At 59.4% G+C, this 21,367-nt stretch carries 18 protein-coding genes; 7 read left to right on the plus strand and 11 right to left on the minus strand.

Annotated elements, in window-relative coordinates; genetic code table 11:
* Positions 1-26: 26 nt before the first annotated feature.
* Positions 27-1,124 (plus strand): pyridoxal-phosphate-dependent aminotransferase family protein, encoded by a 1,098-nt coding sequence (locus D3791_RS13290; protein WP_172512488.1) that lies wholly within the window; start codon positions 27-29, stop codon positions 1,122-1,124.
* A 129-nt stretch (positions 1,125-1,253) separates the two neighbouring features.
* Positions 1,254-1,691 carry a DUF4282 domain-containing protein gene (locus tag D3791_RS13295; RefSeq protein WP_172512489.1) on the plus strand — a complete coding sequence of 146 codons (438 nt, stop codon included), beginning with the start codon at positions 1,254-1,256 and terminating at the stop codon, positions 1,689-1,691.
* 72 nt (positions 1,692-1,763) lie between these two features.
* Here the strand turns inward: D3791_RS13295 and D3791_RS13300 are convergent, their stop codons facing one another.
* From D3791_RS13300 to D3791_RS13315, 4 genes are read right to left on the minus strand one after another with little or no spacing between them, the layout of a single operon-like run.
* Complete coding sequence (locus D3791_RS13300; RefSeq protein WP_022875925.1) at positions 1,764-2,165, minus strand: universal stress protein; 402 nt, start codon at positions 2,163-2,165, stop codon at positions 1,764-1,766.
* Positions 2,162-3,757, minus strand: coding sequence for a tripartite tricarboxylate transporter permease (locus tag D3791_RS13305; protein WP_246242106.1), 1,596 nt, complete (start codon positions 3,755-3,757; stop codon positions 2,162-2,164). The genes D3791_RS13300 and D3791_RS13305 overlap by 4 nt, the downstream gene beginning before the upstream one ends.
* Complete coding sequence (locus D3791_RS13310; RefSeq protein ID WP_022875923.1) at positions 3,758-4,261, minus strand: tripartite tricarboxylate transporter TctB family protein; 504 nt, start codon at positions 4,259-4,261, stop codon at positions 3,758-3,760.
* On the minus strand, positions 4,258-5,271 hold the full coding sequence (locus tag D3791_RS13315) for a Bug family tripartite tricarboxylate transporter substrate binding protein (protein WP_172512490.1): 1,014 nt from the start codon (positions 5,269-5,271) through the stop codon (positions 4,258-4,260). The genes D3791_RS13310 and D3791_RS13315 overlap by 4 nt, the downstream gene beginning before the upstream one ends.
* A gap of 203 nt (positions 5,272-5,474) precedes the next feature.
* Here D3791_RS13315 and D3791_RS13320 point away from each other — a divergent pair, with 203 nt between their 5' ends.
* Entirely contained in the window at positions 5,475-7,082 is a 1,608-nt protein-coding gene (locus D3791_RS13320; RefSeq protein ID WP_022875921.1) for an ATP-binding protein, read from the plus strand.
* 10 nt (positions 7,083-7,092) lie between these two features.
* The gene (locus tag D3791_RS13325; RefSeq protein ID WP_172512491.1) at positions 7,093-7,767 is read left to right on the plus strand and encodes a response regulator; all 675 of its coding nucleotides are present in this window, start codon (positions 7,093-7,095) and stop codon (positions 7,765-7,767) included.
* 224 nt (positions 7,768-7,991) lie between these two features.
* Here D3791_RS13325 and D3791_RS13330 read toward each other — a convergent pair whose 3' ends face one another.
* On the minus strand, positions 7,992-9,224 hold the full coding sequence (locus tag D3791_RS13330) for an Nramp family divalent metal transporter (protein ID WP_172512492.1): 1,233 nt from the start codon (positions 9,222-9,224) through the stop codon (positions 7,992-7,994).
* A 170-nt stretch (positions 9,225-9,394) separates the two neighbouring features.
* The gene (locus tag D3791_RS13335; protein WP_022875918.1) at positions 9,395-10,330 is read right to left on the minus strand and encodes a dihydrodipicolinate synthase family protein; all 936 of its coding nucleotides are present in this window, start codon (positions 10,328-10,330) and stop codon (positions 9,395-9,397) included.
* A gap of 158 nt (positions 10,331-10,488) precedes the next feature.
* Between D3791_RS13335 and D3791_RS13340 the strand changes: the two genes are divergently transcribed.
* On the plus strand, positions 10,489-11,505 hold the full coding sequence (locus D3791_RS13340; protein WP_172512493.1) for a LacI family DNA-binding transcriptional regulator: 1,017 nt from the start codon (positions 10,489-10,491) through the stop codon (positions 11,503-11,505).
* 71 nt (positions 11,506-11,576) lie between these two features.
* On the opposite strand, the gene D3791_RS13345 is transcribed toward D3791_RS13340, so the two are convergent.
* From D3791_RS13345 to D3791_RS13360, 4 genes are all read right to left on the minus strand, one after another.
* Positions 11,577-12,437 carry a prephenate dehydratase gene (locus D3791_RS13345; protein ID WP_022875916.1) on the minus strand — a complete coding sequence of 287 codons (861 nt, stop codon included), beginning with the start codon at positions 12,435-12,437 and terminating at the stop codon, positions 11,577-11,579.
* Positions 12,438-12,552: 115 nt separating this feature from the next.
* On the minus strand, positions 12,553-13,569 hold the full coding sequence (locus tag D3791_RS13350) for an NAD-dependent epimerase/dehydratase family protein (protein ID WP_172512494.1): 1,017 nt from the start codon (positions 13,567-13,569) through the stop codon (positions 12,553-12,555).
* Positions 13,566-16,154, minus strand: coding sequence for an alpha/beta fold hydrolase (locus tag D3791_RS13355; RefSeq protein ID WP_425483112.1), 2,589 nt, complete (start codon positions 16,152-16,154; stop codon positions 13,566-13,568). The genes D3791_RS13350 and D3791_RS13355 overlap by 4 nt, the downstream gene beginning before the upstream one ends.
* Positions 16,151-17,176 carry a 3-oxoacyl-ACP synthase III gene (locus D3791_RS13360; protein ID WP_172512496.1) on the minus strand — a complete coding sequence of 342 codons (1,026 nt, stop codon included), beginning with the start codon at positions 17,174-17,176 and terminating at the stop codon, positions 16,151-16,153. The genes D3791_RS13355 and D3791_RS13360 overlap by 4 nt, the downstream gene beginning before the upstream one ends.
* Positions 17,177-17,744: 568 nt before the next feature.
* Between D3791_RS13360 and D3791_RS13365 the strand changes: the two genes are divergently transcribed.
* On the plus strand, positions 17,745-18,587 hold the full coding sequence (locus tag D3791_RS13365; protein WP_172512497.1) for a PhzF family phenazine biosynthesis protein: 843 nt from the start codon (positions 17,745-17,747) through the stop codon (positions 18,585-18,587).
* 66 nt (positions 18,588-18,653) lie between these two features.
* Positions 18,654-19,688 (plus strand): LacI family DNA-binding transcriptional regulator, encoded by a 1,035-nt coding sequence (locus D3791_RS13370; protein WP_022875911.1) that lies wholly within the window; start codon positions 18,654-18,656, stop codon positions 19,686-19,688.
* A 3-nt stretch (positions 19,689-19,691) separates the two neighbouring features.
* Here D3791_RS13370 and D3791_RS13375 read toward each other — a convergent pair whose 3' ends face one another.
* Positions 19,692-21,323, minus strand: a complete 1,632-nt coding sequence (locus tag D3791_RS13375) for a glycoside hydrolase family 32 protein (protein ID WP_172512498.1) — start codon at positions 21,321-21,323, stop codon at positions 19,692-19,694.
* Between the last annotated feature and the right edge of the window lie 44 nt (positions 21,324-21,367).

Raw genomic sequence — 21,367 nt, forward strand, 5'->3', positions numbered from 1 at the left:
CGAGATGAGCAGGAATGCGAGACATCATGAGCAATACAGTTCTTCAGCGTCACCTCTTTGGACCTGGTCCATGCAACCCCTATCCGGAAGCGACGGCCGCATTGGGACTGCCGCTGCTGGGTCATCTGGACCCGGAATTCATCGCCCGCATGGATCGTGTGGCCGATGGCCTGCGCACGCTGTGGGGGACCGAGAACCTGCGGACCCTGCCACTGAGCGCCACGGGTTCGGCCGGCATGGAAGCGGCGTTTGTCAACACCATCAATCCTGGCGACGTTGCGGTCATCGCCGTTAATGGCCTCTTCGGCGAGCGCATGTGCGAAGTCGCGTCACGTGTGGGTGCCGAGGTTGTCCGGGTTGACCACGAATACGGCACACCGGTGGACGCGCAGCGTGTGGCAGATGCCCATCCCAACCCTGCGGTGATTGCTGCCGTGCACGCGGAAACGAGCACCGGGGTTCTCTCGGATATCGCCGCTTTGGGAGCGATCAAGGGAGAGGCTCTGCTGATCACCGATGCAGTGACGTCCATTGGCGGAATGCCGGTGCTGGCGGATCAGTGGGGAATCGACGTGGGGTATGCCGGTACGCAGAAGTGCATTGGTGTCGCCCCGGGGCTGGCGCCGTTCACGATTTCCGACCGTGCCTTTGAGCGCCGAGTGCTCAAGCCCCAATCCTGGTATCTGGATCTTGGCTTGCTCGGCGGATATGCCACCGGGTCCTCCGGTGGCGGTCGAACCTATCACCACACTGCTCCGGTTGCGATGGTGGCCTCGTTGGAAGCAGGCATTGACCGCATCCTGTCCGAGGGGCTTGACGCGGTAACCGCGCGTCATCAGGAAGCCGGCGGCTTGTTGCAAGAGGGGTTGCAGGATATGGGCCTGGAGCTCTTTGCCCAGGCGGGGTACCGCTTGCCTCAGCTGACTACGGTGAAGGTACCCGAGGGTGTTGATTCGGCCAAGGTGCGCGGCTACCTGTTGGACCGCTTCAACATTGAGATCGGCGGGGGAGTCGGGCAGTACGCCAATACCGTGTGGCGTATCGGGCTGATGGGTCCGAATGCGAATCCTGGTTCTGTGGCATTGCTTCTTTCGGCATTAAAAGAGGCGATAACCAAGTCCTAAACCGACGGTTAGATCTCTTGAATGATCTCACCGAGTAGGCAATATTATCTAGATCTACTTTCGTCTTGTCTATGAGTCCGATAGTGTCGACTACGTCATTCGTTTCTTCAGCAGAAAGCAGGCAGCAGGATGAAAGCCCTTTTCGATTTTGATTTCCGGAAGTTCGTCACCCCATCGATCATCAAGATTGTCTACATCTTGATCATGATCTTCCTTGTTCTCGGCTACATTGCGATGGTGATCGCAGCGTTCTCCGAAGACGCCTTGTTCGGCTTGTTGATGCTGATCATCATCGGCCCGTTGTTTGTCCTGATCTACCTGGTCTTGGCACGTGCCGGGCTTGAGTCGCTGATCGCTTCGATCCGTACCGCGGAGAATACTGCCGAGCTGATTCGTCTTGCTGGTGGCCGTCCTCCATTCGAAGTCGGGGATGCACCGTACCCAGGTGATCCGTCAGCGCCTCAGGGTTACACCAACCCGACCACGCAGTACCCGACTCAGCGTGGTCCACAGACCGGTCCTGCCGATGGCGGAACCACTCCGCCAACCAATCCTTACCAGAAGTAGATAACGAGGCGAGCGGGCCAGCACCACTTGGTGCTGGCCCGCTCGCCGTTAATGCCTTGCTTGTTTTGTGTCCTACCAGTCGTTGCTGGCTTTCAGCGATAGCACCGGGCATCCTGCCTGGAGCAGGATGCGCTGTGCGACCGAACCCATGAGGAATTTGCCCATGGCGCTGCGCTTGCGAAGCCCGATCACAATCAACTGTGCCCGTTGGGCCTCAGCCACCTGCAGAATCTGATCTGCGGCATCAACGCCCTGGGACTGGCGTTCGATCCAGAAGTCCAGCCCGGTTTCGGCCAGTCGGGATTCCAACTCGTGGTACTGCTTGGCATCGATGAGCCGGTCATCGACCAGCTGGTCGCCCTTGGAGGAATTGACCACCACCAGTTTGGCGTCGCGGCGCTGTGCTTCCTCGATGGCCCGGGCCAGTGCGGTTTCGCCTTCGGGAGAAGGGATGTATCCGACAACTATGCTCATGATTCGTCCTTTCCGTTCTGGCTTTGCCCATCGCCGGTGACTGAGGCCTTGTGCTTAGGCTCGTGGTGCTCTTCGCCAAAAATCTGCTCGGCGACAACATCGTGCTTTCCGCGGGAGCGGCGGATGACCGAGACCAGCAGCGGCAACAGCAGCAGGATCGCAATGATGATGTAGATCGCGACCGCCAGCGGTTCGCTCCAGATTCCGGTGACCGAGCCTGAAGAGAGCTGGAAGGTCTTGCGCAGCTGCTCTTCGGCCATGGGGCCGATGATGACTCCGAGGATCAGCGGAAGAACCGGCAAGCCGAAGCGGCGCAGCGCGAAGCCGAGCAAACCGATCAGCAGCAGGATCCACAGGTCGGCGACCTGCATGTTCACCGAAAACGCGCCCAGGGTGGCGAAGAACAGGATTCCGGCGTAGAGGTAGGGGCGCGGGATCTTCAGCAGCTTGGCCCACAGTGGAGCCAGCGGCAGGTTGATCAGCAACAGCAGCGTATTGCCGATGAACAGGCTGGCGATCAGTGCCCAGACCAAATCCGGTTCATTCTCGAAGAGGAACGGACCTGGCTGGATGCCCTTCATGGTCAAGAAGGCCAGCATCACCGCGGCGGTTGCATTGGTCGGCAGGCCCAGGGCCAGCATCGGGGTCAGCGTACCGGCTGCCGAAGCGTTGTTCGCGGCCTCAGGGCCGGCAACGCCTTCGATGGCGCCGTGCCCGAATTCCTCGGGGTGCTTCGAGAGCTTCTTCTCCGTCACGTAGGACAGGAAGGTCGGTACCTCGGCGCCGCCGGCAGGCAGGGCACCGAAGGGGAAGCCGAAGGCGGTTCCGCGAAGCCATGGCTTCCAGGAACGCTTCCAGTCTTCCATGCCCATCCAGGGCGTGCCAACCGGGATGGTGCGCATGGGGGTGCGTCGCAGGTGTGCGGCAATCCACAGGGCCTCGCCGATAGCGAAGACCGCCACAGCGACCACCACAATGTCGATGCCGTCGACTAATGGTGCAAAGCCGAAGGTGAGGCGCTGCTGGCCGGAGACCGGGTCCATGCCCACCAGACCGATGGCCAGACCTAGGCCCAATGCGGCGAAACCGCGGACCTTCGAGGATCCGAGCACCGCAGTGACGGTGACCAAGGACAGCACCATGATGGCGAAGTAGCTCGGAGCGCCAAGGCTCACAGCGAACTTGACGACAATCGGCGTGACCGTGACCAGCAGGGCCGTGCCGATGGTCCCGGCAACAAATGAGCCGATGGCGGCGGTGGCCAATGCCTGCGAAGCACGGCCGGCCTTGGCCATCTTGTGGCCTTCGATGGCGGTGATGACAGTCGCCGATTCACCGGGGGTATTGAGCAGGATGGACGTGGTTGACCCGCCGTACATGCCGCCGTAGTAGATGCCCGCGAACATGATCAGCGCGCTGGAGGTTTCCATGCCGAAAGTCAGCGGCAGCAACAGCGCCACGGCCATCGCCGGACCGATGCCAGGCAATACGCCGACCGCGGTTCCGAGGATCACGCCTGCAAGGGCGAAGAGTAGATTGATGGGGGTCAGCGCCGAAGCGAAGCCATCCATCAAGAGGCTGAGCGTATCCAATTACAGCACCCCCGAAAGAATTCCGGCCGGCAGTTTAATGCCGAGCCCCAGATAGAAGCCGTAGAAAGTACCCAACGCCAGGACCACCGAGATCAGCAACGTCAGAACCCAGCGGCGGGATCCCAAGCTGATCGCGGTGCCGAAGAACAGGATTGTTCCCGAGATGACCCAGCCGGCCCAATTGATCAGCAAGAGGTTCAAGACGAAGAAGCCAAGCAGCGGGATCAGGACCTTCCAATCCGATGGCTGGCTCAGGTCCACGTCTTCGCCTTCTTCGCCTTCGGCAAGGTTGCCTCGAAGGACGGTGATGCCCAGTGCGATGGAGGAAAGGATCAAGATCCCGGAGACGATGTAGGGGACCGCTTTGGGCCCGATGGCATCGGCCTGGGAGTACGTCGACTGCAATTGCGACGCGTCAACAAACACAATGATTCCGACGAGAAGAAGAAACGCGGCGAACAGCAGTTCGACGCGTTTCTTCTTAGCGGTATTTACTTCGCTCACGCCAGACCCAGGGTCTTCAGAACGCTGGCTACGCGCTCATCCTGTTCGGTGAGGAATGCCGAGAAATCATCGCCGGTCATGAACGCGTCGGTCCAGCCGTTGGTCTCCAGCGCTTCCTTCCACTGCTCGGATTCGTGCATCTTGGTGATCAGTTCAACCCACTTGGCCTTGTCTTCTTCGGAGATCCCAGGAGGGGCCACCAGGCCGCGCCAGTTCGAGAAGACCAGATCGATATTCGATTCCTTCAGGGTCGGGGCATCGACGCCTTCAAGACGCTCTTCGCCACTGGTGGCGAGCACCCGAACGGAGCCCTTTTCGATCTGCTGCATGTATTCACCGGCACCCGAGGCAGCGAATCCGACCTTGTTGCCCAAAATGGCAGGAAGCAGATCACCGCCGCCATCGAAGGAAACGAAGTTCACGTCCTTAGGATCGATGCCCACAGCCTGGGCCAGCTGCATTGGCAGCAGGTGGTCCGGGCCGCCTGGCGAGGAGCCACCGCCGACGGAGATCTTGCTTGGGTCCTTCTTCCAAGCCACGACCAGGTCATCGATGGTCTTGTACGGGGAATCCTTGGACACCATGATGGCGCCTGGCTCTTCGATGAGCTTGGCAATCGGGGTGGTGTCAGTCAGCTTGGCGTCGGTGTCATTGGTGTAGCTGGCGCCGACAACACCAAGACCCATGAGCATGGATAGATCGCCGTTGCCCTTTTCATTGATCATGCGAGCCAGTCCCACGGTTCCACCGGCGCCTGCCAGGTTGAAGACCTCGGGGTTGGTAGCCAAACCGGCCTCATCCATGACCTTGGCGCCGACGCGTGCGGTGGTGTCATAGCCGCCACCGGGCGTATTCGGGACCATGATGCGCAGATTTGCCAGTGGGGCATTTGATTCCGGGGCGTCACTGCTGGAGGTTTCCGAAGTGACACCGCAACCGGTTGCGCCCAGGGCAAGTGCGGCGGTGGCCGCGAGAGCCGTCAGCGCGCGGATGGATTTGAAGTTTTTCATTGATTTCAGCCTCGTTGCTTTCATCTGAGTTGCGAGTAGTTCCACCCTAAGCGTGGTTGTGAAGTGGGTCACTCTTGCGTACTCAAAGAAAATACTGTTCATTGTGTAACCAAAATCTGTGATCTGAATCATTCAAAAGTTCGGTAAAGTTGCCCAGTGGCCCAATGAGGGGAATCCAGGATCTAACGACAGGGAGTAGATGAGTGGGAATCAAAGCTTCACGGCTGAACACCTTTTTCGCTCACCGAATGTCGTTGGCAGGCCAGTACCTGATCCTTCAATTGTTGATTATCGGCGTGGTCCTAGCCGGGGTGGTCGCAGTGTCCCTGACACAATCCACCAACAACTTTGAAAAGGTCGAAGGCCGGCGCAGCCTATCTGCCGCCGAGTCGCTAGCGGCCAATCCGCTGCTGAGGGAACTGATCCCCAATGCGGCCCCGGAGATGGGATCGGCGCTGCCCGCAATGGCTGAGACAACCCGCAGCACCTCCGGCTTGCAGTTCGTCGTGCTCGCAGATCGGGATGGAACCGTCATCACCTCGACGTTCCCCGATGATGTCGGCACTTCGATCCTTCATCCCGAATCCCAGGTGGAGGAGGGGCGCGGATGGGCCGGGGACATCACACGCAACGGCGAGCACGTGCTGATCGCCCAGGTGCCGGTGCTCGATGATGCAGGCAAGATGGTCGGCATCGTCAGTGCAGGACAAAGCTACCCCAGCACCCAAGAGCTCATCCAAGAAATTGCTCCCAGCGCGCTGATCACCCTCGTCATCGCCGTGGTACTCGGAACCACCGGATCGGTGCTGCTTTCCCGCAGGGTCAAACACCAAACCCGGGGCATGGAACCGCGGGAAATCGCCGAACTCTTCGAGCACCGCGAAGCGCTGCTGCACGGAGTGAAGGAAGGCATTATTTCCGTCTCGCCCGATAGCCGGATCATGCTGGCCAATGACATCGCCATCGAGCTGCTCCAGTTGCCATTGGACTGCGTGGGCCAAACCCTGACCGACTTGGATGTGGCGCCACAGGTAACCCGTGCGTTGACAACCCAGCAGCAACAACCCGATAGGCAGTTCCTGATTGGTGAGCGTGTTGTAGTTTTCAACCGCATGCCGGTCAAAACCGCCCGGAAAGACCTTGGCTCTGTCACGACCTTCCGTGATCGTACCGAGCTGACCCTGCTGGAACAGGAGCTTGGCGATAGCAAGGCAACCGCGGACATGCTGCGTGCGCAGACCCATGAATTCGCCAATCACCTGCACGCGATTTCCGGGCTGATCCAGCTCCAGGAATACGAGGAAGTCATCCGGTTCATCGACGGAGTCAGCTTCAGCCGCAGCAAGGTTTTCGAAGACGTCTCATCGCACATTGCCGAGCCGACCATCGCGGCCCTGTTGATAGCCAAGGCCAGCGTTGCCACTGAACGCGGCATCCAGCTCGAAGTTTCCAAAGACTCACGATTGGGCCGGGGAGATGAACAGACAGCAAGGGACCTGACCACGGTCATCGGGAATCTCATCGACAATGCCATGGATGCGATTGCCGACGTTGATGCGCCACAAATTGTCATCTCGATCCAGGACCTCGATGACCAAATCACAGTGATTGTCCGAGACAATGGAGCCGGGATCGCGGACGAGGCCATGAAAGAAATTTTCACCCAGGGATTCTCGACCAAGGATACAACTGTCTCCGGCGGCCGAGGGTTCGGCCTTGCGTTGAGCCGATTGGTCTGCCGGCGCCGCAATGGGGACATCACAGTGGCCAACGACCACGGCGCGCAATTTACCGCCACACTCAGAAAGTAGGACGAAACTCGTGATCAAAGTGTTGGTGATCGATGACGACTTCATGGTTGCAAAGGTGCACGCCGGATTCGTCAACAAGGAGCCGGGCTTCACGGTGGTCGGAATCGCCCACACCGCCAGTGACGCCATCAAGGCCGCCACCGAACTAGCCCCGGATCTCGTGCTGCTTGATATCCACCTTCCCGATATGAACGGGCTGGATCTTCTGCAACGGCTGCGCGAGGTCCAACCGGAACTAGACGTCATCGTTATCAGTGCGGCTCGCGAAATGGATACTGTACGCAAGGCTTTGCGCGGTGGAATCGTGCATTACCTCATGAAGCCGTTCTCCTGGGATGACTTGCGAGAGAGATTGAAGCACTATGCCAAGACCTACCAGCCGCTGCATGTGGCCGCAGACCAGGAATTGGAGCAAGCCGACGTGAACCGCCTCTTCGGCCTTGGCGGGCAAAATCGCAGGCCTCTGCCCAAGGGCTGTAGCGCGGAAACGATGACCCTGGTGGAGAACATCGTGAAAGAAGCCGCGGAGCCGATTTCCGCAACGGAGACCGCCGAAAAGCTGGGCACCTCGCGTGTGAGCGCTCGCCGGTATCTGGAGTACCTGGCGGAAGAAAACCTGGCTCAGGTGAATCTTCGTTATGGGGGAGTAGGGCGTCCTGAACGGCGCTACTCCTGGAACACCTAGTTCCCGGAAGAACTGGACCTGAGCAGGTTCCGGCGCCAGCGAGGAATCCTGGTATCCACGTTTCCGGGGATCTTCGGCTCGCTTGGCGGTACGCGCTACCGGGCGGGAACGGCGGAATGCCGACCATGCTTGAACTGCAAGCTGCAATACCTGACAAATCAGGGCCATCTCATCAATCAACAATTGATGAGATGGCCCCTTGTCCGGATACGTTCAATGATTTGTCAGGAGGCAAGGACGCCAATCAGGCGAATCGACGAGGCGAAGATTGCCACCAGGCCAATGATTCCAAATGCGTTGTGCCACCACTTATTGCGTAAATCTCCCATCACCGTTTTGTTATTCGCCATGAGGACCAGCAGAACACCCAACAGCGGCGCGATGAGGACAGTGAGCGACTGGGCGATGACAATCAGCCCAACGGGGGAGGACTGGAAAACGAGCGTCGTGATCAGTCCAAAAGCCAGGATGATTCCGGTGACGATTCGGGAAGTCACCGATCCGCCGCGTGAACCACGTCCCAGGGCATCCGACATCATGGTTCCGCCGGCAGTTGCGTTGGCGATCATTGATGAAAACGCTGCTCCGGAAAGCCCCAGTGCGAAGAGGACCGTGCCAACTGGGCCGGCTAGAGGTTCAAAAATCGCTGCGAGTGCGTTGATTGTGACGGCCTCGGAGCCGGTCGCGCCGAGAACGGCAGCAGATACCATGATCACCAAAGCCGTCATGATTCCGGGAGCCACGATGCCGGGAATCGTATCAACCAGCGTGATGTCTCGATAGTCGGCACGGGTGCGAGCGTTTTCCTTAATGCCGTACGAATTGTAGAAGGCGGCATTTATGGAGAAGTTGGTGCCCACCAGCGCGATAACAAGAATCTCGCTTCCCTCCGGAAGCGAGGGAACCAGACCCTGCGCCGAGAGGTACCAGTCTGGCTTGGCAATGACCACGCTGGCGATAAAGGCTATGGCCATCATGGCAACGATCAGGAGCAGGACTTTTTCGATGATTCTGTAGACGTTTCGAAAAGCGAGAATGATGCCGACGCCTACCGTGCAGGCCACGGTCCAAAGGATGGGGGAACCGCCGAAGACCATGGATAGGCCAAGGCCGGAGCCCACAGCATTTCCTACGGAAAACATCAAAGTGATTCCGAAAACGCCAAATCCAGCTGCGATTCCCGTGCCTTTGCCAAGGTGTTCCTTGATGACGGTGATCAATGATTTGGGAGTAGCCAAGCCCAATCGAACGCTCATGTCGGTGAAGGCGATCATCAGGATCGTTGACACGGCGATCACCCATAGCAGGCTGTATCCGTACTGGCTTCCGGACTGTACTGCTGTCGTGAGATTTCCTGGTCCGAACTGCCATGCCCCGACGACGAAGGCGGGACCCATAAGAGCTAGATAGCCTAGGAAGGTGCGTCGTTTACCAGGCGCCGAGTGTTTGTTGCCCATGGAAGGTGGTTCCTGACTTCTGTAATTAGACGAGGCTACGACGACGTTGTTCGGCTCGCTCATTACGAGTCCTCCTTATGCTACAAACTCATTGTTGTTACAGTTCATGTGAAATTTTTTGAGTGAACAATGGGGTGGCACGGCTATGTGCCACCCCACCAAAGCTGTCGCTAGACAGAAACGGCAACTTTTCCTAGCTCGGCGGATTGCAGGGCTGCCGCGATTTCCTTGTCTGCCCCTGCTGGCAGTGGAAGCAATGGCGGGCGGACCGTGGCGTGCTCGAGGATGCCGCGAGCAACCAAGCCTTCCTTCAACGCAACGGTGCCTTCCATGTGCGAGCCGCGGTGGTAGACATTCTTCGTCACCGGCAGGATCCGGTCGTGGATGGCCCGTGCAGCGGCGTAGTCTTTGGCCTTGCCAGCGGCGATCAATTCAACCAGTGGCTCTGGGGCCAGTCCGCCGTATCCAACCAGGGCGCCATCGACATCGAACATCGTGTGCAGCAGATATTCGTCGTGGCAGGTGAGGATCTGAAGGTCCGGGTAGGTCTTTCGAAGCACGGGAATCTCGGTGTCCCAGCGCTTCATATTGCGTACGCCGTTCTTGGTGGCGAAGACGCCTTCCTGGCCTGCGATTTCCAGCTGGGTGTCAAGGTCGTACGTGGCCTTGGTAGCGTCCGGGTACTGGAACAGGATCAGTGGAAGTCCGCTGGTTTCGTAGATTTCCTTGTAGCGCGTCTGGGGTGCGCCCTGCTGGTACCCGAAACGAAGCCAGCCGTGCGAAGGGTAAACCAGGCCGGCTGAAGCACCGGCTTCGACAGCACGTTGTGCTTCCAAGGCGGCCACGGTGTTGCCTTCGCCGGTGATGCCGGCGATGATCGGAATCTCGCCGTTCACAGCATTTTTGAATTCACGAATGACAAGAGCTTGCTCGTCTTGGGTCAGGAAGGTTCCTTCGCCGGCGTGGCCGAGGACAACTAGGCCCTTGACCCCATCGACGCTGGCTAGCCAGGAGCCCAAACGGTGAATGCTGTCGACATCTACGCTTCCGTCTCGGTTGAACGGGGTGACGGGTGCTGGAACGAGTCCGCGGAGATCGATGGTCATGAGAGCTACCTCCATGTAGTTCGGAAAACCCGCTAGGATGAAAACGATTGCGGGAACGTTTTCATTCTGAACTGTGTTGCGCGTCACTGTCAAGAGGTGATTTTTGATTGATCGCAATTAGAGTGTCTACTAGGAAAGTAGCGAGGAGGAGATTTCATATGGAGCCCACGGTCCCCAACGTCCCAGTGACCCTGAAAGACGTAGCGGTCGCTAGTGGAGTCAGCCTCTCAACGGCCAGCCGAGCTCTCGATGAACGTGGCACGCCTTCCCAGTCGGCGACTGCCGAGCGGGTGCGTAAAGTGGCAGAAGAACTCGGCTACCGCCGCAATGCCTTCGCCTCCAATTTGCGCAGAGGACAAACCAGGACCTTGGGCGTATTGGTTCCTCGACTCAGCGACACCGTGATGGCGCTGATGTTCGAGGAAATCGAACGTGCTGCCTCCTCGCGCGGATACTTTGCCATCGTCGCCACCAGCGGAGACGACCCCAATGATGAGCGCAAGGCCGCCGAGACCCTGCTCGACCGAAGTGTCGACGGGCTGATCCTCGCCACCTCGCGAATTGACGATGACCTGCCCAAATACCTCCGTGAAGCCTCTGTATCGCACGCTCTGGTTTTGCGTACCGACGGCGTCAGTCCATCGGCTCTGGGCGATGATGAGGTTGGCGGGTACCTGGCGGTGCGACATCTGCTGGACCTGGGCCATGAGGACATCGCAGTGGTAACGGGACCGGCATTTACTTCAACCGGCACAGCCCGCTTGGCTGGCGCCCGGCGAGCGCTGTCGGAAGCCGGCGTTACCGTGAACGAGCAATGGATGCTCTCAGCCGGCTACGGAATCCGCAGCGGATTTGATGCAGGCCAAGAGCTGCTCAAGAAAAAATCAAGCCCAAAACCAACCGCGATTTTTGCCGCCAACGATAATCTGGCAATGGGCGTCATGGCTGCTGCCAAGGAACATGATCTGGTGATTGGCGACAATCTGTCGCTCGTGGGATACAACGACATTCCGCAATCGGCGTTGCTTCCAACTCCGTTGACATCTGTCCGCGTTCCGCTGGAACAGATCGCCAGCAAAGCCATTGATCTGATCGTCGATCCGTCCAACGGGCAAGAAGTCCGCAAATTCATGCCGACGCTGATCCCTCGTGCCTCCAGCGGGAAACCGCAGTAGACCCCGCCGGTTGAGGGGCAATCGCAAACAGCCTGAAAATTCAGGCGCTGAATCTTCGAGCGGTCGAGGCTCTACACGAACTCCGCCGAGACGCTGTTCCGGTGCTCGCTGGCCGCGTAGGTGCCCAGGATCTTGATCTCCCAGGTGAAGAATTCCAATTCTTCCAGCGCCAGGCGTACCGGCAGATCTTCGGGGTGTCCCTCGACGTCAATCATGAACGTTGTCGCAGCGAAGGAAGAGCCCACCATGTAGCTCTCCAAGCGCGTAATGTTCACGCCATTGGTCGCAAATCCGCCGAGCGCCTTATACAGGGCACTAGGAACGTTGCGTACCTTGAAAACCAGGGTGGTGACGGCGGCTTCGGGAAGCTCGGATCGGGTTGGCAAGTCCTGCTTGCGCGCAAGTACGACGAAGCGCGTGGTGTTGGTCGGATCGTCTTCCACACCCGAGGCCAAAACAACCAGGCCATAGAGCTCTGCGGCCAAGGGTGGCGCCAGCGAAAGCTTCGTCGGGTCATTCCAGTCCCTGACCTCACGCGCAGATCCCGCAGTGTCACCGGCAATCACCGGCGTCAGCTGGTGCTCGCGAATGATTTTGCGGCACTGGCCCAATGCATGAATGTGGCTGTGCACTTCGGTGGCTTCTTCAACAGAACTGCCCGGCAGTCCTAAGAGGTCGAAGCGAATCCGAAGATAATGCTCACCCACAATTTGCAAGTCTGACTCAGGCAAGAGGACGTGGATGTCGGCGACACGGCCAGCCAGGGAATTCTCGATGGGAATCATGGCCAGATCAGCTTCGCCGTTTTCCACCATGGCGAACGCATCCTCGAAGCTGGCGCAAGGAACGGCCTGCATATCGGGGAATTGCTGGGTGCAGGCCATATTCGAATTGGAGCCGGCTTCACCTTGGTAAGAAATCTTGTTGCCCATCATTTCAAGGTACCGCCGATTGCCCCGCAACGCGTTGTTGGTGCCATTTCATGACAAAACCGCGACGCCCTGGAAAGAAAACAGGGCATCGCGGTTTTGAGCAGTTCGCCAGAAGCTAGGCTGGATTCGCCGAGTAGTGCGCGGAGAGCTTTGACAGTCCTTCATCGATACTCACTGCAGGTTTCCAATCCAGGACCTCGTGGGTTTCGCGCTGATCAAACCAGTGCGCGGTGGATAGCTGCTCCGCCAGGAAGCGGGTCATCGGCGGCTCGTCATGGACCAGACCCCGTGAACCGGCAGCGAGCCAGAGCTTTTCGATGACTGATCCGGCCCCGCGCGCAAGCCAGCCGGGCACGTTGAGTTTCGGCACCGGTGCACCGCCGGCTTGGCAGATTCCGGCAATCAGCTCGCCCACCGGACGCGGTTCGCCGTTGGTCACTACGAGGGCGCGCCCGTGCGCGTGATCCATGCGCTCCAAGCCTCGGACAATCGCGGCAGCCGCATTGTCGATATAGGTGGTGTCGATCAACGCAGCACCCTGATCAAGCAGCGGGAGCCGACCGGCCTTGGCGCGTTGGACGACGCGTTCCACCAGCTGGGTATCCCCAGGTCCCCAGACAACATGCGGACGAATGGCGGTGACGCGGAAGGCAGCGGAATCCGCGGCCAAGGCATCGAGTTCGGCTGCCGCCTTGGACCGCGCGTAATGGCCATGGGCCAGCTGCGGGTTGGCGGTGCCGGCGGCAGCCCCGGCCAAGGAATCGCCGAAATGCGCTACCGAAGGGGAAGACACAAAAACGAAGTCCTTGATGCCGGCATCTTGCGCTGCTTTGAGCAGGTTGCCGGTCCCGGTGATGTTGGTGTCGACAAACTCCTGCCAGTGCCCGGTGAAGGACACCTTTGCGGCAAGGTGGATCACCGCATCCATGGAATCCACGGCTTGGGCTACTGCATGCAGATCCGTCAGCGAGCCTTGTACTTCATCGCCGGAGCCGGCCGAGGCACGCCGTTGGAAGGTGCGCACGTGGTGGCCTTTGTCGCGAAGCAGCTGGGCTACCGCGCCGCCGAGCATGCCGCTGGCACCGGTGACCAGAACCCGACGAGCCGTCAACGAGGTATCGGGAGTGCTCATGGGGTGCGGATCCTTCCACCGGCAAGTGTTGCACCAGCCCATTGGGCCAACGCCGCCCGGTCAATCTTCGAGTTGTGGCGGATGTCGGTCGGCAGGACCGGCAGCACTAGAACGGCCGCGACATCGGTTCCGGTGGCAGCCACCGCTGCCCTGACCTTGCTGGCAAGCTCGCTCGATGCCGGGCCCGGTTTGCGTGCAGCGGGCACGGTTTCCATCACGACCACGGCAGCCTGGGTTCCTGCCGGCCCAACACCTACCAGTGCTGCGCGGCCGGCGCCAGGCACCGACTGCACCGCGTGTTCTGCGGCCACCGGGGTGATCGCGCCATTGGCGGTGCTCAGCACATGTCCCAAGCGGCCCTCAACCCAGAGCCGCCCAGCATCATCAAGGTGTCCGACATCGCCGGTGCGATGCCAGCCAGCGATGGAGCTGCTGGCTTGTTCGGTGATCCACAACCGGTCGTAGCGGTCCTTGACGTGCGGGGCGCGAACCAGGATTTCTCCCGTCACACCGGGAACGTATTCCGGCTGGTCACCGGCTACACCCAGCTCGTCGATCGGGGCGATGGCTACCGTGGCACCGGCTACCGCAGTGCCGACGCATACGCCGTTGCCTTCACCAGCTGCCTGGATTCCCGGCAGGTCGATGTCGGTGACGGGCAATGCCTCGGTCATTCCATAAGGGGTATGCACCTTGGCATTGGGCACCAGTTCCTGCACCTTGGCCAAGAGGGATTCCGGGATCGGCGCGCCGGCCGAAAGCATCAGCTCAACCCCGGAGAGGGTCTTGCGCTGAGCGGTATTCAGCTCTGCCTTGGTATCCAGGACATTGGCCAGCGCGGCGGGGGAGGCGAAGACCGTGGTGGCATTCACTGCAACGGCGGCATCGGCCAGAGCGCTGGCAGTGAGCGTGCGAGGCGCGGTGACGTCCATATCCGGGGTGACCGAGGTGGCGCCCAAAGCTGGGCCAAGCAAAGCGAAGGGGGCGAACCCGGCCACCAGGGCAGAGCCAGCCTTCAAGTTGTAGGTCTCGCGCAGGGTATCGCGCATGGCGGCCAGCTGCCGGTGGGTGTACACAACACCCTTGGCTGGTCCGGTGGAGCCGGAAGTGAACAGCACCGCCGCATCCGCATCCGGGTCGGCAGCGACAAAATCCGGAGCCTGGGCCGATGCCTTGCTGCCTGCTTCCATCAGCTCATCCAGGGTATGCGCCACGCCCAGCGCCTTGCGCTTGGCCGCGGATGGATTGCCGACGGCGATCTTGGTCCCTGGCCAGCCCAGCAACCGCGCACCGGTCAGCGCGCGGTCAATGCCAATCAGGAAACTCGGTCCGGCGCCCTTGATGGCACGGCCCAGGCCCTTGGTGCCCAGCCCGGCATCGGCGACCACGATGACCGCGCCCAAGCGCAGGCACGCATAAATCAGGGAAGTCAGCTCGATGCCCGGCGGAACCAAGAGGTTCACTCGATCGCCGGACTTCACACCGATCTGCTGCAGGCCAGCGGCAAGCGCGTTGACGCGTCCGCCCAGCTCGGCCCACGACAAGGAACGCGGCGGATGGATATCGACCACGGCGGTGCTTTGATCGTCCTGGCGCGAATCCAATTCGGCGAGCATCGGGCGATAGCCGCCTTCGCCTTGCGCGCGTGATGCCGCGTGCAAATCTGAGCGGTCGTTGAGCCAGCTGAAAATCGGCGTTGCGATATCACGGTCTTCGCCCACCAGATGGCTGGCACCTTCAAAACGGTGCACCTGCGCCTGTGGCAGACGGCCGATCAGATCGCGCAGGTAGCGATCGGAGAAAACCGGATCCTTGGGGCCCCACAGCATCAGCGCCGGGACTTCCAGGGAGCGGACCGCTTCGGAAATTTCGTCCAGGGCTGGCCGGCTGGGGTGTTCGGGGGCAAAAGGGATGTCGGCAACGAAGTTGGCCACGCCATCGCGTTTCTCCGCGCTGGTGTATGGCGCCATGAACGCTGTGCGCACCTGTGGCGCCAGCGCAGGCTGGGCCAGTGAATGGGTGACCTGGAGGAAAGCACGGGTGGTTTTGGTGCCCCAGCCATGCACTGCCGGGTGGGAGGCCAATTTCAGGGCCGAAGGCAGTTCGAAGCCAGCAGGATGGATGGCGGTATTGGTCAGAACGACATTTTCCAGCCGCTCCTGGTGGGCCACGGCCCAGCCCAGGGAAATGATCCCGCCCCAGTCGTGGCCGACCGTGGTGATATTATCGCCCAGGTCCAGGGCGTCAATCAGATCGCCTAGGTCGTTGACCCGGTCTGCCAGGCGGCGGAAGGTGCCGGTGCGATCGGAGAATCCCATGTCCAGCTGGTCGACAGCGACCACGCGCCACGCCAGCTGATTCTCGGAGACGTGGTTCAGCAGGCTGCGCCAGAGGTAGGACCAGGTCGGGTTGCCATGGACGCAGACGAGCGTGCCCACCGGGGTGATGCCGCGCTGTGCCAGCTCTTCCTGGTTATCCAGCACATGCCAGTTATGGGTTGTTCCGGGATTGTCAACTGCTGAGGTTGATGGAACGCTGAGATGCTTTGAGTAGATTTCCTTGACGCCGGGGAAAATCTCAGTCACCAGACAATCTCCATCATCGCGGTGTTCAATCCGGAGCCCACGCCCATGCATAGCACGCGGTCGCCGGGCTTGAGCGACTCGGCTTCTTGCGAGAGGGTCATCGGCAACGAGGCCGGACCGACATTGCCCCACTTGGAGAAGGTGATCGGCACACGGTCCTTGATCAGCCCAACGGCCTTGATGATGGCGTTGGTGTAGGACTTGGAGACCTGGTGGGTGACATAGCGGTCCATGGACTTCCAGTTCCACCCGGTGCGGTGCGCTTCATCCCACGCGTTGACTACCAGATCCAGGCCGTTGTCCAGCAGGCCCTTGGTGTCGGTGTACATGCCGTCGGGTCCGCCAACACACAGTTCGTGGTGCTCGGTGCCTGCACGGGAGACGCCGCCAAGGATGCGATGGGCTTCCGGATGGGCATCGGCTGGGCCGATGACAGCGGCGGCGGCACCGGAGCCGAGAGTCAGGGTAGCGAATTCGCGCATGTAGTCATCGCGGGTCGAGGTTTCGGCGTTCAGGCGCTCGAAGGTGGTCTCCTGGGTTGCCTTGGCGTCTTCGCCGGCAACGATCAGCGCATACTTGATCTGACCGGAGTCGATCATGTTCGCTGCCAGGCTCATGCCGTTCACGAAGCCGAGGCATGCGTTGGCCACGTCGAAGTTCATCGCGGAGGACGGGAGTCCCAAGCCGTTGTGGACCTTGGAAGCAACCGATGGCTCAAGATTGCGACGGGTCACCGAGGTGTTAATGAGCAGGCCGATTTCGCTGGCGTCAACACCAGCCTGGGCCAAAGCCTTTTTGCCGGCAAGGATGGCTGCATCGTCGAATTCGACGCCGTCAGACCACCAGCGGCGTTCCTTAACACCGGAAACACGCTCGAGGAGTTTTTTGGATAGTCGCAGTCGCTTCAAACTTGGAGCCAGCCGCTCATCGAATTCTGATGAACTCACCACCTCGGGCGCGAGGACGCTGTTCACTGATAAAAGCGCAACGTTGTAGTGTTTAAAGGTGGCATTGCCGTTCAAAGTGTTGCCTTCGTTTCTGCTGGACTATCTGTGTGGTGCATACTGCGATGAAACGTCTTCACCGATGGACGCTGATAGCATCTTCGGAAAGTTTGCTCTTCTACATTATTCCTTGACCCGCTGTGAGAAGAACTTGAGCGGGCGATTTCAGCCGAGGGCACGAAACGGAATTAACGCAGACTAAGTCGATCCTACAGAGTAGACCTTTGAGATTCATGGAAAGATGCGCATCTCACCTCCGGAAATTAGCCGGAATTTCGCGAAGCTACATCTATTAGGAACAATGCCTTCGAAAAAAGATGTAATTGCGGACCGGTGAAAATCCAGACCATTTTCCAATGGCACCCGTGAGACCAGCGTTAGACCGCGAGATGCCGCCTTGAAGAACGTTGAAGTCAAGCCCTTAGGTTGCAACGTATTTAAGGCATCCGGCAGGGGTGCGACGATGCCGACGCGCGTGACGGCCGCGCTTTCGAAGGTCGTTCTTTCATTGTGGATAGCTGGGGATCACGGGGTGGCAACCGTCAACAAATTCTTTTCTTGAAATAGCCACAGTAGGATTTCAGCCATGACCTATCGTTTTAGCCAGGTGGATGTTTTCTCTGCGGACCCGTGCTTGGGAAATCCCGTGGCAGTCGTGCTTGATGCCGAGGGTCTTGACGATGAGAGCTTGCGTCGTTTCTCCGTTTGGACGAATCTATCCGAGTGCACCTTCGTGCTTCCGCCCACCGATCCGGGTGCTGACTATCGTGTGCGGATCTTCAGCATGAATCTTGAACTGCCCTTCGCGGGGCACCCTACCTTGGGCACTGCTCGTGCCTGGCTAGAAGCAGGAGGAGTGCCCGCAACCGCGGGAACGATCATTCAAGAATGCGCAGCGGGCTTGGTGCCCATCCGAATCGATGGCGAGTTGCTGTCCTTCTCATCCCCGCCGCGCCAGCGCTCCGGTCCTGTCGACCCACACCTGGTCGACGAAATCTTGGACGTTCTCGGCGCGGATCCGGCCCACGTTCTCGATACCGAGTGGCTGGATAATGGGCCAGGCTGGGTTGGCGTGCTGATGGATAGCTCGCAGCACGTGCTGGAATTACGACCGGACGCTTCCCGGCATCCCGGACGCTGGGATATCGGGGTTATTGGCGCGTATCCGCATGGCGCGGCGAAAGCCTTTGAGGTGCGCGGTTTCTTCACCGAAGGAGCAGAACCCCTGCGGGAAGATCCGGTAACCGGAAGTCTTAACGCGGCGGCTGCTGAATGGCTGATTTCCACCGGACGGGCGACGGCACCTTACCTCGCCGGGCAGGGCAGCGCCATGGGGCGCAACGGCGAAATATTTATCAGTGAGAAGGATGACCGGCTGTGGGTTGGCGGCCGAGCCGAAGTCATCTTAACTGGCTTCGCAAATCTATAGATGCCCGTAGGTCTTACCCGTTTGCCGCCGGTTTAACCTGCAGTAGAGAATGTGAAAAAATAAAGTATGGACAAAAAGCTCGGAAAGTCTGCCCGGGTAGGCATCCGAGATGTTGCCGCCGCTGCAGGGGTTTCTCCCACCACGGTTTCGCATGCGCTCAGCGGCGCGCGCGCCATTAATGCGGAAACACGTGTACGAGTGTTGGACGTGGCTCAAAAGCTCGGCTATTCCCCGGACCTGCGCGCGCGGGGCCTGAGGAGTTCCCGGACATTCACCGTGGGCTTGCTCAGCGACACCATTGCGGTGACGCCCTATGCCGGGCTGATTATCAGTGGCGCGCAGGACGCTGCTGCCGAGCATCAGAGCGTGGTGCTTGCCTTGGACTCCACCGGAGACCCGCAGCGTGAATTATTAGGTATTCGCACCTTGGTGGATCATCGGGTTGATGGGTTGGTCTATGCGAGGATGTCTCATCAGTCGGTGACGGTACCCAAAGAGCTGGACGGTATTCCTGTGGTGCTTGCCAACGCTTCAAGCGCCGAACTGGAGTATTCCTCGGTGGTTCCCGATGAGCAGCAGATCGGCGTTGATGCCACCGTGCATTTGCTCGGCTACGGCCATCTGAAGATCGGCTTTGCCACGGTGACCGATGATGTTCCAGCCGCGGCAGGTCGCGAGCGCGGCTATCGAACAGCGTTGGAAGCGGCCGGGATTCCTGTCAAGGAAGAGTGGATTTCGGCGAAAAGCGGTGATGCCCAGGGCGGGCGGGCCGCCGGGCGGGAGATTCTTGGCCGGAAAGATCGACCCACCGCGATTTTCTGTTTCAACGATGAAATGGCGATGGGTGTTTACCAGGCAGCCAATGATCTCGGACTGTCCATTCCCGATGACCTATCGGTCATCGGCGTGGACGATTTGCAGCTGATCACACAAGCACTGGTCCCGAACCTGACGACTATCGCGCTGCCCCACTATCAGATGGGGCATTGGGCTGTTTCCCAGTTGTTTGCCCAGGCAACGGCAAAGTCGGATGTTCGAACAGCAGAGCTGCTGCGTTGCCAATTGGTGCAGCGCGATTCGGTCAGCGCGCCGAAGCGCTAGTAATCACTGCCGTTGGGTTTCAGCGACTGCCAACGGCGTCGTGGATGATTCGCGCATATCGGTAGTACCACCAAAAGACTTAAGCGATAGTTCGTGACCGCCGGGGGAGAGGAAAGCCGTTGAGCTCAGTGTCGCCTGGCCATCTTCGGCAAAAATCTCAATCGAGGTGGTATCCACCAAGATGTCCAAGGAGAGCTGTCCGTTGTCCACTGGAAGCTTCTCGCTGCGAATCTCTCGGTAGGATTCAGGCATATTGCCGGCGGCTTTGTCGTTGTCTCGGTTCAAGAACAGTGTTTGGTCATTGAAGTTATAGCCAACAGTGACGGTGGCACCTTGAGCGTCCTTGAGCTGAACCTGGGTTTCTTCGGCCGGTGCACTTTGATCCTGGGACAGATCAACGTGGAGCCGATAGGCATCGGATTCGGCCTTGCCCAGTGAAGCCTCGTGATCCTTTGCCACAGCTCCGGGTTCGGCCACTACGGCTTCGCCTTCGAGTTCGTCCAGCGCATCAATGGGTTCTGAGAACAGCTGGGGATGTCCATCAACGTCACGCAACGAAAGCTGGCGCACCGTGGACATGGTTCCACCGGACCAGTCGCCGAGTGGCAAATCGCCTGCGTAGGCCCAGTTGTTCATCCAGCCCAGCGCATAACGATGCTTCGTAGGATCTTGCGCCTTGGGGTCATCCCATGTGACTGCAGCATAGAAGTCTGATCCTGCATCCAGCCAGCGTGGATCCTTTTCATCGGCGGTGAAACTCTTGCCGTCGAAGGAACCGCTCCAGTAGGTGTAGCCGGTGGTACGGCCCGAGCTTGCGCCGTTGGCGCTGATGCCCAGCACCCACGTGGTGCGTTCCGGATCGCCGTCCACTGTCATCTGGAAGAAGTCAGGGCATTCAACAACGCCCAGATCGGTGGTCTCAAAGCCTGATTGGTAGTCCCAGGATTTCAGGTCCTTGGAAGTGTAGAAACCGACCTTGTTTCCCTCGGCCAGCAGCATCAGCCATTGATTGCGTTCTTTGTCCCACACGACCTTCGGATCTCGCCAAGCCTCGACGCCGGGGTTATCCATGACTGGATTGCCGTCGTACGAGGTGAAGGAGTATCCGCCATCGGTTGAGTAGAACAGGGACTGGCGCTGTACGCCGTCAACCTGCTGAGTGACCAAGGAGATGACCGCATTCTTGCCAAAGCCAGCGGTGTTTTCGGTGTCGACTACCGCACTGCCGGTCCAGATATCACCGAGCCCGTTTTTGTACTTCTCGATGGCTACGCCTTCGTCTTTCCAGTGAACGAGGTCAGTGGATGTCGTGTGGTACCACTCGGTGCCGTTGCCGTCCGGGTAGTCAGCGTTGTAGAGGTAGTAGAAGTGCCATAGCCCGTCGAGGAAAAACGGGCGCTGCGGGTCGTTCATCCAATTTTGCCCTGGCGTCAGATGCGTGGCAGGGCGATATTCAGACCAGGCCTCAGGGCGCTGGAATTTTGTGTCTTCCTGATTGGGCTGGTCGCCGTCAGGGGACGGAGTTTCTGGCGAAGAACTGAGGGACTGCCATGACACCACGGTTCCGAGCACCAAGATGCAGAGTACTGCGATCGCTAAAAGCTTCTTGGATTTCTTTGGCTGTGGTTCTGTCATCGGTCTTTCCAATAGTTGGGTTCGAAACGCCAGACTAAGAGGAC

It is taken from the genome of Glutamicibacter mishrai (assembly GCF_012221945.1).
Lineage (GTDB): Bacteria > Actinomycetota > Actinomycetes > Actinomycetales > Micrococcaceae > Glutamicibacter > Glutamicibacter mishrai.

Bases quoted from the DNA above. Each gene is read 5' to 3' on its own strand.
- D3791_RS13290 (WP_172512488.1), top strand. From the start codon at position 27: ATGAGCAATACAGTTCTTCAGCGTCACCTCTTTGGACCTGGTCCATGC.
- D3791_RS13295 (WP_172512489.1), top strand. From the start codon at position 1,254: ATGAAAGCCCTTTTCGATTTTGATTTCCGGAAGTTCGTCACCCCATCG.
- D3791_RS13300 (WP_022875925.1), bottom strand. From the start codon at position 2,165: ATGAGCATAGTTGTCGGATACATCCCTTCTCCCGAAGGCGAAACCGCA.
- D3791_RS13315 (WP_172512490.1), bottom strand. From the start codon at position 5,271: ATGAAAAACTTCAAATCCATCCGCGCGCTGACGGCTCTCGCGGCCACC.
- D3791_RS13330 (WP_172512492.1), bottom strand. From the start codon at position 9,224: ATGGGCAACAAACACTCGGCGCCTGGTAAACGACGCACCTTCCTAGGC.
- D3791_RS13335 (WP_022875918.1), bottom strand. From the start codon at position 10,330: ATGACCATCGATCTCCGCGGACTCGTTCCAGCACCCGTCACCCCGTTC.
- D3791_RS13340 (WP_172512493.1), top strand. From the start codon at position 10,489: ATGGAGCCCACGGTCCCCAACGTCCCAGTGACCCTGAAAGACGTAGCG.
- D3791_RS13345 (WP_022875916.1), bottom strand. From the start codon at position 12,437: ATGGGCAACAAGATTTCTTACCAAGGTGAAGCCGGCTCCAATTCGAAT.
- D3791_RS13350 (WP_172512494.1), bottom strand. From the start codon at position 13,569: ATGAGCACTCCCGATACCTCGTTGACGGCTCGTCGGGTTCTGGTCACC.
- D3791_RS13365 (WP_172512497.1), top strand. From the start codon at position 17,745: ATGACCTATCGTTTTAGCCAGGTGGATGTTTTCTCTGCGGACCCGTGC.
- D3791_RS13370 (WP_022875911.1), top strand. From the start codon at position 18,654: ATGGACAAAAAGCTCGGAAAGTCTGCCCGGGTAGGCATCCGAGATGTT.
- D3791_RS13375 (WP_172512498.1), bottom strand. From the start codon at position 21,323: ATGACAGAACCACAGCCAAAGAAATCCAAGAAGCTTTTAGCGATCGCA.